The following is a 16,281-nucleotide window of genomic DNA, read 5'->3' as shown; positions in this document are numbered from 1 at the left end:
TGTGAGCGGGCCCGGGTCAGGCCCGAAAGTCCGGCCGCGCCTCACATTCCGCGGTTTCCATGGCGATTCCCTGTCGCGATCTCACAGCGCCACGCGCCGGCCAATCTCGATCAGGCGGTTGTCGGGGATGCGGAAGAACGCGGTAGCCGGCATCGCATTGCGCGCCATGTAGGCGAACAGGCGATCGCGCCATGCCGCCATGCCGGTGCGGTCGCCGGCGATGATGTTCTCGCGGCTGGTGAAGAAGGTCGTCTCCATCAGGTCGAAACCAAGCCCGCGCACCGCGCAGGCGTCGAGCGCGGCCGGGATGTCCGGGTCCTCGGCGAAGCCGAAACGGGCGTGGATGCGGTAGAACTCGCCGCCGAGCGGCTCGATGTGGACGCGCTGGCCGTCGGCGTACGGTTCGTCGAGCACCTCGACGGTGAGGATCGCGTTGCGCTCGTGCAGCACCTTGTTGTGCTTGAGGTTGTGCAGCAGCGCCTGCGGCGCCAGCGTCGGCTCGGTGGTCAGGAACAAGGCGGTGCCGGGCACGCGGGTCGGCGGGTGCGCAACCAGCGAGGCGATGCACGGCTCCAGCGGCACGCCCTGCGCGCGGATGTGCGCGGCCAGCAGCTCGCGGCCGCGGCGCCAGGTCACCATCACCGTGAATGCGGCGATGCCCAGCACCAGCGGGAACCAGCCACCGCTGCCGAGCTTCATCAGGTTGGCGCCGACGAAGGCCAGGTCGATCGTCAACAGCACCGCCGCCAGCGGCACCACCACCGCGAGCGGCCACTGCCAGAGCCGGCGCGCGACGATCAACGCCAGGATCGTGGTCATCAGCATGGTGCCGCTGACGGCGATGCCGAACGAGGCGGCCAGAGCGCTGGACGAGCGGAACCCCAGCACCGCGGCCAGCACCAGCACCAGCAGGATCGCGTTGACCGCCGGCAAGTAGATCTGACCGCGCATCTGCGACGAGGTCTGCAGCACGCGCATGCGCGGCAGGTAACCCAGCTGCATGCCCTCGCGGATCATCGAGTACGCGCCGGAGATCACCGCCTGCGAGGCGATCACGGTGGCGAGCGTGGCCAGGCCGATCATCGGCAGCAGCGCCCAGCCCGGCACCATCCGGTAGAACGGACCCGCCGCGGCCGAGGGATCGGCCAGCAGCAGTGCGCCCTGGCCGAAGTAGCTCAGCAGCAGGCACGGCAGCGCGACCGTGCTCCAGGCCCAACGGATCGGCCGCGCGCCGAAGTGGCCCATGTCGGCGTACAGCGCCTCGGCGCCGGTCAACACCAGCACCGTCGCCCCCAGGGTGGTGAAGCCGGCGAAGCCGTTGCGCAGGAAGAACTCGACCGCGTGGTGCGGGCTCAACGCCGCCAGCACCTCGGGACGCTGGAGCAGCGAAGCCAGGCCGAGCACGCCGATCACCAGCAACCAGACCAGCATCACCGGGCCGAACAGGCCGCCGACGCGCGCCGTGCCGAAGCGCTGCAACGCGAACAGGCCGAGCAGGATCAGCACGCTCAACGGCACGACCCAGCTCGCCAGGCCCGGCGCGGCGAGCTTCAGCCCCTCCACCGCCGACAGCACCGAGATCGCCGGGGTGATCACGCTGTCGCCGAAGAACAGCGCGGCACCGGCCAGGCCCGCCATCACCGCCCACCAGCGCAGGCGCGGCTGCCGGCGCAGCGCGCCTTGCGCCAGCGCGAGCAGGGCCATGATGCCGCCCTCGCCCTTGTTGTGGGCGCGCATGATGAACAGCACGTACTTCAGCGAGACCACGCCGACCAGCGACCAGAACGTCAGCGACAGGATGCCCAGCACGTTGGCGCCGGTTGGCCGTACGCCGTGGGCGCCAAAGGCCTCCTGCAGCGCGTACAGCGGGCTGGTGGCGATGTCGCCGAAGACGATGCCGAGCGCGGCCACGGCCAGCACCGGCAAGGCTTGTTGCGCATTCGCGCGGTGGGGCTGGCCGGCAACGGCCGCCCGATCGTCTGCTCGCATGAGTAAGCCGGCTGGGAAGAGGCCCTCTAGTCTGCGCAATGCCCGCGCAAAGTTGCCGTAAACAATTGCGCGAACGATTGCGCGGATCGGGCCGGCGGCCCGACCCGGTCATGCTCAGATCTCGACCTGGGCGCCCAGTTCGACCAGGCGGTTGCCGGGGATGCGGAAGAACCCGGTCGCTGGCGCAGCGTTGCGGTGCATGAACGCGAACAGCTTGTCGCGCCAGATCGGCATGCCGCGGTGGCGGCTGGCGACCACCGTCTCGCGGCTGGCGAAATAGGTGGTGTCCATCGGGTCGAAATAGGTGCCGCCGGCATCGCAGGAGCGCATCAGCGCCAGCGGCACGTCCGGCACCTCCATGAAGCCGAAGCGGATCACCACGCGGTAGAAGTCGTCGCCGATCGCCTCGATCTTGAGGCGCTGGTCGCGTGGCGCGTACGGCACCTTCAGCGTGGTCACGGTCAGGAACACATTACGCTCGTGCAGCACCTTGTTGTGCTTGAGGTTGTGCAGCAACGCGTGCGGCACCACGCCCTTGTCGGCGGTCATGAAGATCGCCGTGCCCGGCACCCGCACTGGCGGCGCCAGCATCAGGCCGGGCAGGAAGGTGTCCAGCGAGATGCCTTCCTTGCGGACCTCCTCGTGCAGCAGCTCGCGGCCGCGACGCCAGGTGCGCAGCAGGGTGAACACCACCACGCCCAGCATCAGCGGGAACCACGCCCCCTCGAAGAACTTGGCGCCGTTGGCGATCACGAAGCCCAGGTCGACGATGAAGAACAGCAGGCACAGCGGCAGCACCCACTTGCGCCAGTTCGGCCACAGCGCGCGCGCGACCAGGGCCAGCAGCAGGGTGTCGATCAGCATCGTCGCCGAAACCGAGATGCCGTAGGCGGAGGCCAGCGCAGTGGAGCTGCGGAAGGCCAGCACCACCACCAGCACCGTCACCATCAGCAGCCAGTTGATGTAGGGCACATAGATCTGGCCGATGGTCTCGTGCGAGGTGTGCTTGATCTGCATGCGCGGGATGTAGCCCAGCTGCATGGCCTGGCGCGCCACCGAGTAGGCACCGGTGATGACGGCCTGGCAGGCGATCACCGCCGCCATCGTCGCCAGTACGATCATCGGGTACAGGGCCCAGCGCGGCACCGCCTCGAAGAACGGGTTCTTGACCGCCTCCGGGTGCGCCAGCACGAACGCGCCCTGCCCCAGGTAATTCAGCATCAGGCAGGGCAACACGAGGAAGTACCAGGACACGCGGATCGGGCGCGGGCCGAAATGGCCCATGTCGGCGTACAGCGCCTCGCCGCCGGTCACCGCCAGCACCACCACGCCCAGGATCATCACCGACAGGCTGCCGTGCTCGATGAAGAAGCGCATGCCCCACATCGGATTCAACGCCTGGATCACCGCCGGCGCCTTGACGATGTTGTACAGGCCGATCAGCGCCAGCGAGATGAACCACACGATCATGATCGGACCGAAGATCCGGCCGACCTTCTCGGTGCCGAAGCGCTGCGCCAGGAACACCAGCACCAGGATGACGACCGCGATGGGCACGATGAACCGGTGCAGGCCCGGCGCGGCGACTTCCAGGCCTTCAACCGCGCCGAGCACGGTGATGGCCGGGGTGATGACGCTGTCGCCGAAGAACAGCGAGGCACCGAAAATGCCGAGGATGCCCACCACATAGGCCGAGCGCGATGCCTTGGGCAAGGTGCGCTGGGCCAGCGCCATCAGCGCCATGATGCCGCCCTCGCCCTCGTTGTCGGCGCGCATGATGATGGTCACGTACTTCAGCGTGACCACGATCATCAGCGCCCAGAACACCAGCGACAGCATGCCCAGCACGGTCGCCTCGTCCACCACCATGCCCAACTGCTTGGCAAAGTGCGGCGAGAACGCCTCCTTCAGCGTGTACAACGGGCTGGTGCCGATGTCGCCGAAGACGACGCCGATGGCACCGACCACCAGGCCGGCCAGCCCCTGCTTGCGGTGGCCGTCCTGACTGCCATGCGTGGAAGCGGAAGGCGGCGCTGACGGAGAAGCGGAAGAGGACATGGGCACGTCTGCTCTGGGCGGCGTCGCCGCCGGTGGCTCAACGAAGCGCGGACTTTAGCGCTTTGCGGATGATGGCGGCGGCGTCATCGCCGGCGGCGGTGGCCTCGCGCGCCATGCGCGAGGCCTCGGCGGGCTTGTAGCCCAGTTGCTGCAAGGCGATCACGGCCTCGCTTTGCGGATCGGCCGCGGCACCGGCGCCACCGAGCGTGACACCGGCGCCGGCGAGGTCGGCGGCGCGGTCGCGCAGCTCGACCACCATGCGCTCGGCGGTCTTCTTGCCGATACCGGGGATGCGGGTCAGCGCGGTCACGTCACCGGCCTGCACCAGCCGCGCGAATTCGTCGACCGAGACGCCCGACAGCACTGCCAGCGCGATCTTGGCGCCGATGCCGGTGACTTTCTGCACGTCGCGGAACAAACGGCGCTCGCCCTCGCGCAGGAAGCCGTACAGCGAGACGCTGTCCTCCTTCTGCGCGTAATGGGTAAACAAAGACACCTCGCGCCCCAGGTCGGGCAGGTCGTAGAAGGTGCTCATCGGTGCTTCCAGTTCGTAGCCGACGCCGTTCACGTCGACCACCAGCCACGGCGGCTGCTTGTGGACAACGATGCCTTTCAGACGACCGATCATGCGCCGCGTCTCCGCAACAGGTGGGTGGCCACGCCGGTGCGCGCCGCGGTCGCACTCATGTGCGCGTGGGTCAGCGCCACCGCCAGCGCGTCGGCGGCGTCGGCCTGCAGTTTCACTTCCGGCAGGTTCAGCAGCAGCCGTACCATGTGCTGCACCTGCAGCTTGTCGGCGGCGCCGCGGCCGACCAGCGATTGCTTGATCACCCGCGGCGGGTATTCGCTGATCGGGATGCGCCGGCGCACCACCGTCGCCAGCGCCGCGCCACGGGCGTGACCGAGCTTGAGCGCCGAGGTCGCCGACTTGTCCATGAACACGGTTTCGATGGCGACCTGCTGCGGCTGCCATTCGTCAAGCAGCGCTTCCAGGCCCTCGCACAGCAGCCCCAGCCGCGACGGAAAGTCCTCCGCGTCGAGCAGCTTCAACGCCTGCGCGTGCACGTAGGTGCAACGGCCGTCGGCGGCGACGTCGATGACGCCGACGCCGGTCCGCTGCGAACCCGGGTCGATCCCGAGGATCCTCACGCCGAACGCCCTGAGCGCAGGGCGCGCAGCGGCCGCAGTCGAAGCCTGCCCTGAGCGCAGCGTGCCGAAGCGCGCGTGGGGGCGAAGGGGATCCCGAGGAATCTGATCACGTCGACAGCTTACGCCCTCAGGCGTAGGCACCCTCGCCGAGGTCGGCGTTGGAGTAGACGTTCTGCACGTCGTCCATGTCCTCGAGCCAGCGCAGCAGCTTGACTACCTGCTGTGCAGCCTCGCCGGTCACGGCGATATCGTTGTCGGCGCGCAGGATGACCTCGGCGATGTCGGGCTTCAGTCCGGTGCCCTCCATTGCGGCCTTGACCACCTCGAACGCGTCGGGCGCGGTGATCACGTCGATCGCACCGTCCTCGGGGTAGACCACCACGTCGTCGGCGCCGGCCTCGATCGCGACCTCGGTGATTTTTTCTTCGTCGACACCGGCGGCGAACGAGAGCACGCCGAGCTTCTTGAACATGAAGGCCACCGAGCCCTCGGTGCCGAGGTTGCCGCCGAACTTGCCGAAAGCATGGCGCACGTCGGCGACGGTACGGACACGGTTGTCGGTCAGGCAGTCGACGATCACCGCGACGCCGCCGGGGGCGTAGCCCTCGTAGCGGATTTCCTCGTACTCGACGCCTTCCAGCTCGCCGGTGGCCTTCTTGATGGCGCGCTCGATCACGTCCTTGGACATGTTGACGGCCAGGCCCTTGTCGATCGCCACGCGCAGGCGCGGGTTGCCGGCCGGATCACCACCGCCGGCGCGCGCGGCTACACCTATCTCGCGGATGATCTTGGTGAAGATCTTGCCGCGCTGGGCGTCCACGGCGTTCTTGCGGGCTTCGATCGACGGTCCACGACCCATGGGAGTTCCGAGCGCTGCTGTGACGGGGGCGGCGATTTTACTCGATTGGGCGTCTTGTGCCCGGCGCTGGCGGCAACCGGAACGACCGCACTCAACCGGCGAAGCGTCCGCTGCGCAGGAACGCGACCGTCAGCCGCGCCGCCTCGGCCGAGACCAGCAGGCCGCTGTGGCTGGCGGCGATCACGGCGTGGTCGGCCAATCCCGGCAGGCGGGTTTCGGCGACGGCGACGGTGCCGTCGTGGTCGCCATCAAAGTGGCCGAAGTAGCGGCCCAGCCCGAGTGGCGTGCGCCCGGCGATCACCCCGACCGCGGCCGGTCCGGTCCATGGCGCACAGCCTTGGCGCAGCAGCTGCGCACTACGGCCGAGCGTGGCCGCGGTCCAGACCCGGCGCGCCAGGCCGCCGGCCGCGCCGCTGCCGCACAGCGGCGAGCCCAGGCAGACCACGCGCGCTACCGGCAGGTCCGGATGCCGTTGCAGGGTACTCAGGGCGACCAGCCCGCCCAGGCTGTGGGCCAGCACATGCGCCGGCGCGGCCTGCAGGGAACGCACCAGGCGCGGAAACGCCGCGTCGGGACCGCCTGCCACGGTAGCGTAGCCGAACGACTCCGGCGCGAAGCCGGCCTCGCGCAGGCGCCTGCCCAGCCAGTGCATTGACAGGCGCGGCATCCACAGGCCATGCAGCAGCAGCACGCGTCGGGGCACGGGATCGGTTGCGGTCACCGCATCAGCGTAGACCAAAGCGCACAGTGGCCTCAGGAGGGCCGTTCGGTCAGCTGCTGTTCGTCGGGCATGGCCGACTCGAGCGCAGCCCGCTGGCGGGTACGCGCCCGCCCCTGCATCCCTGCCCACGCCATGAACCACGCCACGCCACGGCGCCGCGTAATCGCCGCGCCCCCGCCTTGAACGGACGGACTCCGGCGTGACTTCCAGCACCGTGCGCCGGGCCGACAGTCGCGCACACTGCCGTGACCCAACCGCATCGGGTGGAGCATGCATCTGACTTCTACGAGTCGTGTCATCGCATCGCAACTGGCCGTGGCCCTGCTTTGTTCCGGCGCGAATGCCGGCGAACTGCTCGCCCCGGGCGTCGTGTCGACCGCCCACAACGAGACCAGCGCCAGCTTCACTCCGGACCGGCGCAGCGTGTACTTCATGCGCGGCGACCTGGTGTCCGGCGACACCGCGATCCTGGTGGCGGACCGCATCGGCGATGGCTACGGCAACGTCCGCATCGCGCCGTTCTCCGGCGTCTGGAAAGACTCCGAGCCGCACGTCTCGCCCGACGGCAAGCGCCTGTTCTTCGTCTCCAACCGCCCGGTTATCGACGGTGGCAGCAGCCTGGTCGCCACGCGCGGCAAGCAGCGCTTCCCGGGCGCCAACCTCTGGTATGTCGAGCGCACCGCGTCGGGCTGGGGCCGCCCGGTCCACATCGACGGCGAGGTCAATCGCGTGCCGACGGTCTACAACCCGTCGGTCGCCGCCAACGGCAACCTGTACTTCTCCGCGCACCGCGAGGACTCCGGCGCGGCCTACCAGGTCTACCGGGCGCAGTGGGACGGCCGCACCTACGGCGCCCCGCAGCGCATCGAGTTGGGGACTGGCGTCAAGGGCAACCACATGGACCCGGCGATCGACCCGCAGGAACGCTTCGTCCTGTTCGCCGGTGACGAAGGCGATTCGGCCGGCTCGGCCGACATCTACATCGCCTTCCGCAACGCCGACGGCGGCTGGGGCAAACCGCTGCGCCTGCCCGACCCGGTCAACAGCCTGTATCTGGAGAACGCCCCGTCACTGGGCCGCGACTTTGGCGAGCTGCTGGTAACCAGCATGCGCCCGCAACCGGTCACGTTTCCGAAGCCGGCGCAGGACCTCGCCGACCTGGGCCAACGACTCGACAGCCCGCTCAACGGCTCGCGCAATGTCTGGCGCTTCGATATCTCGGCCCTGCTGCGCGAGCACGGCGTGCACGAGTAGCGCCGGCCGACGCGGCACAGCGCACCCCGGCCATGTCTCAGGCGGCGTGCGGTGGTCGGCGCAGGATGAATTCGTGGTCGCGCGTTGTACCGACGACGAACTCGTAGTCGCCGACGTGCTCGAAACCGTGCCGCGCGTAGAAGCGCTGCGCGCCCAGGTTCTGCGACCACACACCGATCCACAGCGTGCGCGGGCCATCGCGTTCGAGCCAGTCGAGCGCGGCCTGGAACAGGCGCCCGCCCCAGCCGCCGCTCTGGTGCTCGCGCAACACGTACAGGCGCTTGAGCTCGCCGTCGCCGGGGCGCACCTGCGGGTGCGGCAAGCCGCACGGGCCGGCGGCGGCATGACCAACCGCCACCCCGTCGCACTCCAGCAGCCACACCGCGTAATCCGGGTGGGCGAGGATCAGCGCCTGCTTGTCGACGGCATAGCTGTCGCGCAGGAAGTGCTGCAGGTCGGCGTCCGGGTACAGGTGCCCGAACGTCTCGACGAAAGTGCGTGCAGCCAGCTGCGACAGCACCTGCGCATCGGCCGGCGTGGCGCGGCGGATGACCAGGCCCATGCGCGGCTTACTCCTTCGCCGGCGCGCTCACGGCCACCTTCGGCCGCACCGACACATGCACCTCGGCCAGCTGCTTGTCCGGCACCGGCGACGGCGCGCCGGTCATCAGGCACTGCGCGGTGGTGGTCTTGGGGAAGGCGATCACGTCGCGGATCGACTCGGTGCCGGCCATCAGCGCGGCGATGCGGTCGATGCCGAAGGCGATGCCACCGTGCGGCGGTGCGCCGAAGCGCAGTGCGTCGAGCAGGAAGCCGAACTTGCCTTCCGCCTCCTCCGCGCCGATGCCGAGCAGCTCGAACACCGTCGACTGCATCTGCGAATTGTGGATGCGGATCGAACCGCCGCCGATCTCGTTGCCGTTGAGCACCATGTCGTAGCCGCGCGACACCGCGATCTTCGCGTTCGCGCGCAGGTCAGCGGCATCGTCCACGGCCGGCGCGGTGAACGGGTGATGCAGCGCGACGTAGCGGTGCTCCTCGTCGTCCCATTCGAACATCGGGAAGTCGGTGACCCACAGCGGCGCCCAGGTGTCGGCGACCAGGCCCAGGTCCTTGCCGAGCTTCAGGCGCAGCGCGCCCATGAAGTCGCTGGCCGACTTGTAAGTGGCGGCGCCGAAGAAGATCAGGTCGCCGCTCTGCGCACCGGTCGCCTGCACGATCGCGGCCAGGGTGGCGTCGTCGAGGAACTTGGCGATCGGCGAATTGACACCGTCGCGCCCCTTGCCGGCGTCCTCGATCTTCATCCACGCCAGGCCCTTGGCGCCGAACTTGGCGGCGTGGGCGGCGTAGTCGTCGATCTGCTTGCGGCTCAGGGTCGCGGCGCCCGGCGCACGCAGCGCCACCACGCGACCGTCGTCGTGATTGGCCCAGTCGGTGAAGACCTTGAACTCGCAGTTCTTGACCAGCTCCGCGATGTCGGTGAACTCCATCGCGATGCGCAGGTCGGGCTTGTCCGAACCGTAGCGGCGCATCGCTTCGGCGTAGGTCATGCGCGGGAATTCGCTGGCCAGCTCGACGCCCATCACCTCACGGAACACGCTGCGGATCATTTCCTCCGTGGTGTCCTGCACGTCGCGCTCGGACACCCAGGCGAACTCCATGTCGAGCTGGGTGAACTCGAGCTGGCGGTCGGCACGCAGCGCCTCATCGCGGAAGCATCGCGCGATCTGGTAGTAACGATCGAAGCCGGCCACCATCAGGATCTGCTTGAACAGCTGCGGCGATTGCGGCAGCGCGTAGAACTCGCCCGGGTGCAGGCGCGCCGGCACCAGGAAGTCGCGCGCGCCCTCGGGCGTGGCCTTGGTCAGGATCGGTGTCTCGATGTCCTGGAAATCGCGTGCGTCCAGCCAGCGGCGCAATGCCTGCACCAGCTTGATGCGGGTGCGCATCTTGCGCTGCATCTCCGGGGTGCGCAGGTCGAGGTAACGGTACTTGAGGCGGATGTCCTCGCCGGCGTTCTCGTGGGCGTGGAACGGCAGCGGCTCGGCCTTGTTGAGCAGCTCGATCCTGGTCGCGACCACCTCGACCTGGCCGGTCTTGAGCTTGTCGTTGACCGACTGGCGCTTGCGTACCGTGCCGGTGATGCGCAGGCAGTCCTCGTAACCGACCTGCGCCGCGGCGGCGATCACCTGCGCATTGCCGTCGGCATCGGACGGTTCGGCGACGATCTGGACGATGCCCTCGTGGTCGCGCAGGTCGATGAAGCACAGGCCACCGAGGTTTCGGGCGACATCGGCCCAGCCGCACAGGGTGACGGTCTGGCCGATCAGCGCCTCATCGACGAGGCCGCAGAAGTGGGTACGCATGGGGGACTCCGGGGATTACGACGGACCCGGCCGGCAGGCCGGAAAACACGCCATATTAACGGCTCGGGCGGGTTACTGGCCCGGAAGGCCGCCCATGTACCACGCCGGGCGCGGCCGTGAAGGCGCGCGACTTTCATCGTCCTGGGGAAAACTCATGTTCCAACAGCTGCTCAAGCCGTTGCTGCTCGCCGCCTGCCTGGCAGGCCTCGCCACACCCGTCGCCGCCCAGCAACGGGCCTACGCGCCGGAAAACCTGCGCACCCTGTCCCACAGCGACCAGGTCCGGGTCATCAGCCTGGAATACCAGGAGCAGTCCCGCGGCCGCCGCATCCCCGACGACCAGTTGCGCTTCTACCTCGACCAGGTCAACCGCTCCAGCTGGGGCTTCAGCCGGATCAAGTCCGACATTGCCCAATCCCTGGGCAACGGCGGCGGCAACGGCGGCGTGCAGCCGCCGTACCCGAACCCCGGCCAGACCCTGCGCTGCGACAGCAACGACGGCGACACCAAGCGCTGCACGCCGCCGTGGCGTGGCCCGTCGCGGCTGGTGCGGCAGGTGTCCAAGAACCCTTGCGTCGAGAACCGCACCTGGAACTCGCAGGACGGCCTGATCATGGTGTGGAAGGGCTGCCGCGGCGAGTTCGCCGCCGCCACCCGGCCACCGATCAGTCCGCCGGTGGTACCGCCGCCGGCCACCGGCGTGGTCCGCTGCGAGAGTGTCAACAACCAGGCGCAGACCTGCCGGGTGCCCTGGTCCGGGCCGTCGCGGCTGTCGCGACAACTGTCCGGCACCGCCTGCCGGGAAGGGGTCACCTGGCAGTCGCAGCGCGGCCAGGTCTATGTCGGCGGCGGCTGCCGCGCGGAATTCGTCTCTGCCGCCGCGGTGCAACCGCCGGTGGGCGGCGGCTCGGGCGGCCCATCGGTGGTGTGCGCCAGCACCAACAACCAGCCGGCGGGCTGCCCATGGCCGGCCGGCACGGGCGCACCGCGCCTGCTGCAGCAGCTGTCGAGCCAGCCGTGCATCCAGAACCGCACCTGGGGTTTCACCGGTACCGCGATCTGGGTCAGCCACAACTGCCGCGGCCGCTTCGGCTACTGAGCCCCGCGCAACCGACGGAGACGGGCGTGCCACGCACGCCCGTCAACCTCCGGCCAGGGCGCGTCGTAGGAGCGGCTTCAGCCGCGAGCTCTTGATGGATGCCCTGTAGGCACGCGAAAACTCGCGGCTGAAGCCGCTCCTACGTGAAACAAGATTCGGGCTCGATCAATAAGAATGCCGGCTCAAGTGGCCGGTTTGGCCGCAGGCGCGACCGCCGCCGGCTCGGCCTTCTTCTCCGCCGGCTTGCTTTCGGCCGGTTTGGCCTCGGTGCCCCCGCTGGCGCCCGCGTCGGCCAGGTTGCGCTTCTTGTCGCCGTCCTTCTTGAAGTCGGTTTCGTACCAGCCGCCGCCGGCCAGGCGGAACTGTGGCGCGGTCAGCTGACGACGCACCTGCGGCTCGCCGCATTCAGGACAGACCGCCGGATCGGCTTCGGAGAGTTTCTGCAGGCGGTCGAAGCGGTGGCCGCAGGCGGCGCACTCGAAGGCGTAGATCGGCATGGAACGGCCACTTTAGCGAAAGGCTGACCGGCATTCTGGAGGCAATGCCGGCCAATTCAAGCCGTTGCGTGCCCCGACGGCCTCATAGCGGGGGTCGCACCCCGGCTTCGGCGGGCGGCACAGGGGCCGCAGGCGCCTCCTCCAGCGGCATCGGCGCGATGTCGAAGGCCGTGCGCAGCACCAGTGACGGCAGCAGCGTGTTGAGGGCGGCATACAGCAGCAGCCCGCCGAACAGGGCATCGGAGAGGGCAAAGCGCTCGCGCAGGATCGTCGCCAGCACCAGGGTGAAGATCAGGGTCGGCATCAGCGAGACCGCGATGCGCAGGCTGCTGTGCGCGCTGTCGCCGCACAGCCAGCGCCGCTGCGCCCAGACCACGCCCAGCCGCGCCGGCAGCAGCACCGCGGTCAATCCCAGGCCAATCAGCAGCGCTTCCCAGGTCAACGCGCCGGTCGGCACCTTGGCGCCGTTGGCGAAGAAATAGAACGGCACGAAGAACGAGGAAAACAGCTTGACCGCATGCAGGTTGTGCTCGGACGCCAGCGCCGGCAGCCGCGGCCGCAGCAGCCGCGCGATCAGGCCGGCGATGAACGCACCGAGCAGGTATTCGACGCCAAGCTTGTCGGTGACGTAGGCCGCGCCCAGGCCGACCATCACCAGCAACGAAAATTCCGAACCCGGCGCGTGCGGTGTGATCCAGCGACCCAGCGCCAGGTACAGCAGCGGAATGGCCACCACCATCGCCAGCAGCACCGTGGTCGAGCCGGCCAGTTGCAGCGGGTCGGCGGCCTGCAGCACCACGAACATCGCCGCCAGGGCCAGCAGCTCGCCGGCGATGGACTGGTTGGTCACCCAGAAGCGCTCGTCGGCGCTCATGTCGAAACGGTCCAGCGAGTCGACGATGAACCCGGTGGACGACGTCAGCAGCGCCAGCGCGAGCAATGCCGCCGGCTGCCAGGCCAGGCCGAGGAACTGCCAGGCCAGCCCGGCGACCAGCACCAGGGTGAACACGCGCACGCCGATGTAGGTCAACAGCGGCCGGAGGCCCTGCTGCAACTGGCGCAGGTCGACCTCCAGGCCGGCGTAGAGAAACAGCGAGGCGATGCCGAACGTCGCCAACAGGTGCACCGCGTCGTTGTGCTGCACGGTGGGCCAGGCCAGGATCAGCACGATGCCGAACCCGAAGCAGGTCAGCTGCGACGGCAGGCGGAAACGCTGCAAGGCGCGCGGCACGATCAACAGCGCGCAGATCAACAACAGGTAGATCAGGTCGTGACTCACACGGCCTTCTCCGTGGCTGGGCACTGCCGCCGATCATCAACGCCGCCGATGACCGCCACAAGCGCCCGCGCAGGGCCGCGCCGCGGTCGCGCCCTACACTGATGCCTTTCCGCCAGCCTCCATGACGATGAGCCCGTTGCGCGTCTACCGGATCGATGCCTTCACCACTGAGCGCGGCCAAGGCAATTCCGCCGGCGTCGTCACCGACGCGGCCGGCTTGAGCGAAGCGCGCATGCAGGCCATCGCCCATCGGCTCGGCCATTCCGAAACCGCCTTCGTGTTGCCGGCGCGTGGCGACGATCACGACCTGCACATCCGCTACTTCACCCCGACCACCGAGGTGCCGGTCTGTGGCCATGCCACGGTCGCCGCGCACTACGCGCTGGTACTGGAAGGCGCGGCACCGGGCTTGCGCCGGCAACTCACCGGCGCCGGCGTGCAATCGGTGGAAACGCTGCGCCACGGCGACGCCATCGCGGTGCGCATCACCCAGAACCCGCCGGTGTTCGATGCACCGCTCGCGCCCGAGCTGGTGTGGGAGGTCGTCGCGGCATTGGGCCTGGACGGCGCCGACCTCGACTTCCGCTGCCCGCCGCAGTGCGTCAGCACCGGTCACGGCAAGTTTGCTGATCGGCCTGGAGCGCCGCGACCGCCTGCGTGCGTTGCAGCCCGACATGGCCCGCCTGGCGCAGCTCAGTGCTCGCGTCGGCAGCAACGGCTATTTCGTGTTCACCCTCGATGCCAACGACGACGCCCGCAGCCACGGCCGCATGTTCGCCCCGGCGATCGGTGTCGACGAGGACCCGGTCACCGGCAACGCCAACGGCCCGCTCGGCGCCTACCTGGTGCAGCACGGCCTGCTCGCCGCCGATGCCGACGGCATGGCACGGTTCCGTGCGCGCCAGCAGGCCGGCAACGGCCGTGGCGGCTACGTCGATGTCAGCGTGCGGGTCGAGGACGGCGCACCGGTCGCGGTCGCGATCGAAGGCCAGGCGGTGCTCGACGAATGCCTGGACCTGCCGCGGGACTAATCGCGGCGGTCGAGATCACGCTGCAGGCCACTCATCGCCCTGGTCACGCCAAGGTGAAAGCAATCATCGAGCCGGACCGTCGCGGCGTGTATCAGGCCGCGTCGTACAGGACCAGGAACTCGGCTTCGGCAACGGCCAGCTCAGCGGCGACGGCGTCACGCTGGCGTGCGAGTTCGGCCGCGTCGGTGCCGCCACCGGCGTAGCGGTCCGGGTCGGCCAGGTCCATGTCCAGCGTATGCAGCTTCGACTCCAACTCGGCGACGCGGGCCTCGGCCTGGGCCAGCTTGTGCGGGTTGGCCTTGCGTGCCTTGCTCGGCGCGACCGCTGGCACCGCGGCCGAGGCGGCGGCGACCACGGCCTTGGCCGCGCCCTTGCCGTCGTTGGAATTGTCGCGGGTGCGCAGCCAGACGGCGTAAGCGTCGAGGTCGCCGTCGAACGGCTGGGCGACGCCATCGGCGACGCGCCAGAACGTCTCGCAGACCAGGCCGATGAGGTGGCGATCGTGCGAGACCAGCACGATCGCACCTTCGAACTCGGCCAAGGCCTCGGCCAGGGCCTCGCGCATGTCGAGGTCGAGGTGGTTGGTGGGCTCGTCGAGCAGCAGCACGTTGGGCTTGCGCCAGGCGATCATCGCCAGCGCCAGGCGCGCGCGCTCGCCGCCGGAGAAACCGTCGACCGACTCGAACGCGCGGTCACCGGGGAAGCTCCACTTGCCCAGAAAGTCGCGCAGCTGCTGCGTGGCCACGCCCGGGGCGATGTCCATCAGGTGATCGATCGGGCTGGCACCCTCACGCAGCGATTCCACCGTGTGCTGGGCGAAATAGCCGATGCGCAGGTCGGGGTGGCCGCCGCGTTCGCCGGTCAGCAGATCGAGCTCGCCGACCAGCGACTTCACCAGGGTCGACTTGCCGGCGCCGTTCGGGCCGAGCAGCGCAACGCGGTCGCCGGCCTCCAGAATGAAGCCGACCTGGTTGAGTACGGTGTGTTCGCCGTAGCCGCAATCGGCGTGCATCAGTCGCAGCAGCGCGTTGGGGATCTTGGCCGCGGCCGGGAACTCGATCCGCAGCGCGCGCTCGGCGCGCACCGCCTCGGTGCCGGCCATCTTGGCCAGGCGCTTGACCCGCGACTGCGCCTGTTTGGCCTTGGCGGCGCTGGCGCTGAAGCGGTCGATGAAGCTCTGCAGGTGGGCGCGCTCGGCCTGGGCCTTCTCGTGGGTGATCTGCTGCAGGCGCAGGTGCTCGGCGCGCTGGCGTTCAAAGGCCGTGTAATCGCCGCTGTAGAGCTTGGCCTTGCCGTCGTGCAGGTGCAGGGTGTGGGTGGTGACCTCGTCGAGGAACTCGCGGTCGTGCGAGATCAGCATCAAGGTGCCCGGGTACTTGAGCAGCCACTGCTCCAGCCACAGCACCGCGTCGAGGTCGAGGTGGTTGGTCGGCTCGTCGAGCAGCAGCAGGTCGGACGGCGTCATCAGCGCGCGCGCCAGATTCAGGCGCACGCGCCAGCCGCCGGAGAACTCCTTGACCGCGCGCTCGTGGGTGTCGGGGGAGAAGCCCAGGCCGTGCAGCAGCTTGCCGGCCCGCGCGGTGGCGTCGTAGCCGTTGAGCTCCTCGAGCCGGTGGTGGGCCTCGGCCACGGCCTCCCAGTCCTCGCGCTCGACCGCGGCCCGTTCGGCCATCAGCACGGCGTGCACCTGGGCGTCGCCGGACAGCACGAACTCCAGCGCGGGGTCGTCCAGCGCCGGGGTTTCCTGGGCGACGGCGGCCATGCGCACGCGGCTGGGCATGTCGAGGTTGCCCAGATCGGACTCGAGTTCGCCCTGGATCGCCGCGAACAGCGACGATTTGCCGGTGCCGTTGCGGCCGATGACACCAATGCGCCAGCCCGCTTGCAGGGTCAGGTCGACTTTGGACAGGAGCAGGCGTTCGCCGCGCCGAAGGGCGAAATCACGGAAAGCAATCATGCCGCCATTGTACGGGCACGGG

14 protein-coding genes and 1 pseudogene are annotated in these 16,281 nt (G+C 69.2%); 4 read left to right on the top strand and 11 right to left on the bottom strand.

Features of this window, described 5'->3' with window-relative positions:
* Positions 1 to 81: 81 nt before the first annotated feature.
* From ACFOLC_RS11470 to ACFOLC_RS11445, 6 genes are all read right to left on the bottom strand, one after another.
* Entirely contained in the window at positions 82 to 1,989 is a 1,908-nt protein-coding gene (locus ACFOLC_RS11470; RefSeq protein ID WP_386759380.1) for a potassium transporter Kup, read from the bottom strand.
* Between the two features lie 114 nt (positions 1,990 to 2,103).
* Positions 2,104 to 4,047 carry a potassium transporter Kup gene (locus ACFOLC_RS11465; RefSeq protein ID WP_386759379.1) on the bottom strand — a complete coding sequence of 648 codons (1,944 nt, stop codon included), beginning with the start codon at positions 4,045 to 4,047 and terminating at the stop codon, positions 2,104 to 2,106.
* 37 nt (positions 4,048 to 4,084) lie between these two features.
* Entirely contained in the window at positions 4,085 to 4,675 is a 591-nt protein-coding gene (gene ruvA, locus ACFOLC_RS11460) for a Holliday junction branch migration protein RuvA (protein WP_386759378.1), read from the bottom strand.
* The gene (gene ruvC / locus ACFOLC_RS11455; RefSeq protein WP_386759377.1) at positions 4,672 to 5,196 is read right to left on the bottom strand and encodes a crossover junction endodeoxyribonuclease RuvC; all 525 of its coding nucleotides are present in this window, start codon (positions 5,194 to 5,196) and stop codon (positions 4,672 to 4,674) included. The genes ruvA and ruvC overlap by 4 nt, the downstream gene beginning before the upstream one ends.
* A 127-nt stretch (positions 5,197 to 5,323) precedes the next feature.
* Positions 5,324 to 6,055 (bottom strand): YebC/PmpR family DNA-binding transcriptional regulator, encoded by a 732-nt coding sequence (locus ACFOLC_RS11450; RefSeq protein ID WP_386759376.1) that lies wholly within the window; start codon positions 6,053 to 6,055, stop codon positions 5,324 to 5,326.
* A 91-nt stretch (positions 6,056 to 6,146) separates the two neighbouring features.
* On the bottom strand, positions 6,147 to 6,746 hold the full coding sequence (locus ACFOLC_RS11445; RefSeq protein WP_386759425.1) for an esterase/lipase family protein: 600 nt from the start codon (positions 6,744 to 6,746) through the stop codon (positions 6,147 to 6,149).
* Positions 6,747 to 7,046: 300 nt separating this feature from the next.
* Here ACFOLC_RS11445 and ACFOLC_RS11440 point away from each other — a divergent pair, with 300 nt between their 5' ends.
* Entirely contained in the window at positions 7,047 to 8,030 is a 984-nt protein-coding gene (locus ACFOLC_RS11440) for a TolB family protein (RefSeq protein ID WP_386759375.1), read from the top strand.
* Between the two features lie 37 nt (positions 8,031 to 8,067).
* Here ACFOLC_RS11440 and ACFOLC_RS11435 read toward each other — a convergent pair whose 3' ends face one another.
* On the bottom strand, positions 8,068 to 8,592 hold the full coding sequence (locus tag ACFOLC_RS11435) for a GNAT family N-acetyltransferase (protein WP_386759374.1): 525 nt from the start codon (positions 8,590 to 8,592) through the stop codon (positions 8,068 to 8,070).
* Positions 8,593 to 8,599: 7 nt separating this feature from the next.
* On the bottom strand, positions 8,600 to 10,396 hold the full coding sequence (gene aspS / locus ACFOLC_RS11430) for an aspartate--tRNA ligase (RefSeq protein WP_386759373.1): 1,797 nt from the start codon (positions 10,394 to 10,396) through the stop codon (positions 8,600 to 8,602).
* Between the two features lie 154 nt (positions 10,397 to 10,550).
* On the opposite strand from aspS, the gene ACFOLC_RS11425 reads away from it, so the two are divergent.
* Positions 10,551 to 11,495 (top strand): DUF3011 domain-containing protein, encoded by a 945-nt coding sequence (locus ACFOLC_RS11425; protein ID WP_386759372.1) that lies wholly within the window; start codon positions 10,551 to 10,553, stop codon positions 11,493 to 11,495.
* Positions 11,496 to 11,677: 182 nt separating this feature from the next.
* Here ACFOLC_RS11425 and ACFOLC_RS11420 read toward each other — a convergent pair whose 3' ends face one another.
* Both ACFOLC_RS11420 and ACFOLC_RS11415 read right to left on the bottom strand, forming a co-directional pair.
* Complete coding sequence (locus ACFOLC_RS11420) at positions 11,678 to 11,992, bottom strand: FmdB family zinc ribbon protein (RefSeq protein ID WP_386759371.1); 315 nt, start codon at positions 11,990 to 11,992, stop codon at positions 11,678 to 11,680.
* A gap of 82 nt (positions 11,993 to 12,074) precedes the next feature.
* Positions 12,075 to 13,271 (bottom strand): cation:proton antiporter, encoded by a 1,197-nt coding sequence (locus ACFOLC_RS11415; RefSeq protein WP_386759370.1) that lies wholly within the window; start codon positions 13,269 to 13,271, stop codon positions 12,075 to 12,077.
* Between the two features lie 121 nt (positions 13,272 to 13,392).
* Here ACFOLC_RS11415 and ACFOLC_RS11410 point away from each other — a divergent pair.
* Both ACFOLC_RS11410 and ACFOLC_RS11405 read left to right on the top strand, forming a co-directional pair.
* A pseudogene (locus ACFOLC_RS11410) lies at positions 13,393 to 13,878 on the top strand (PhzF family phenazine biosynthesis isomerase); the annotation flags it as partial.
* Between the two features lie 16 nt (positions 13,879 to 13,894).
* A complete protein-coding gene (locus ACFOLC_RS11405; RefSeq protein WP_386759369.1) occupies positions 13,895 to 14,302 on the top strand; it encodes a PhzF family phenazine biosynthesis isomerase in 408 nt (135 codons plus the stop codon).
* Between the two features lie 91 nt (positions 14,303 to 14,393).
* Here ACFOLC_RS11405 and ACFOLC_RS11400 read toward each other — a convergent pair whose 3' ends face one another.
* Complete coding sequence (locus tag ACFOLC_RS11400; protein WP_386759368.1) at positions 14,394 to 16,259, bottom strand: ABC-F family ATP-binding cassette domain-containing protein; 1,866 nt, start codon at positions 16,257 to 16,259, stop codon at positions 14,394 to 14,396.
* Positions 16,260 to 16,281 lie beyond the last annotated feature (22 nt).

The organism is Lysobacter cavernae, assembly GCF_042648505.1.
Taxonomy (GTDB): Bacteria; Pseudomonadota; Gammaproteobacteria; order Xanthomonadales; family Xanthomonadaceae; genus Lysobacter_L; species Lysobacter_L cavernae.
Note: the sequence above shows the minus strand (reverse complement) of the source record. Positions and strands in the feature narration are given on the sequence as shown.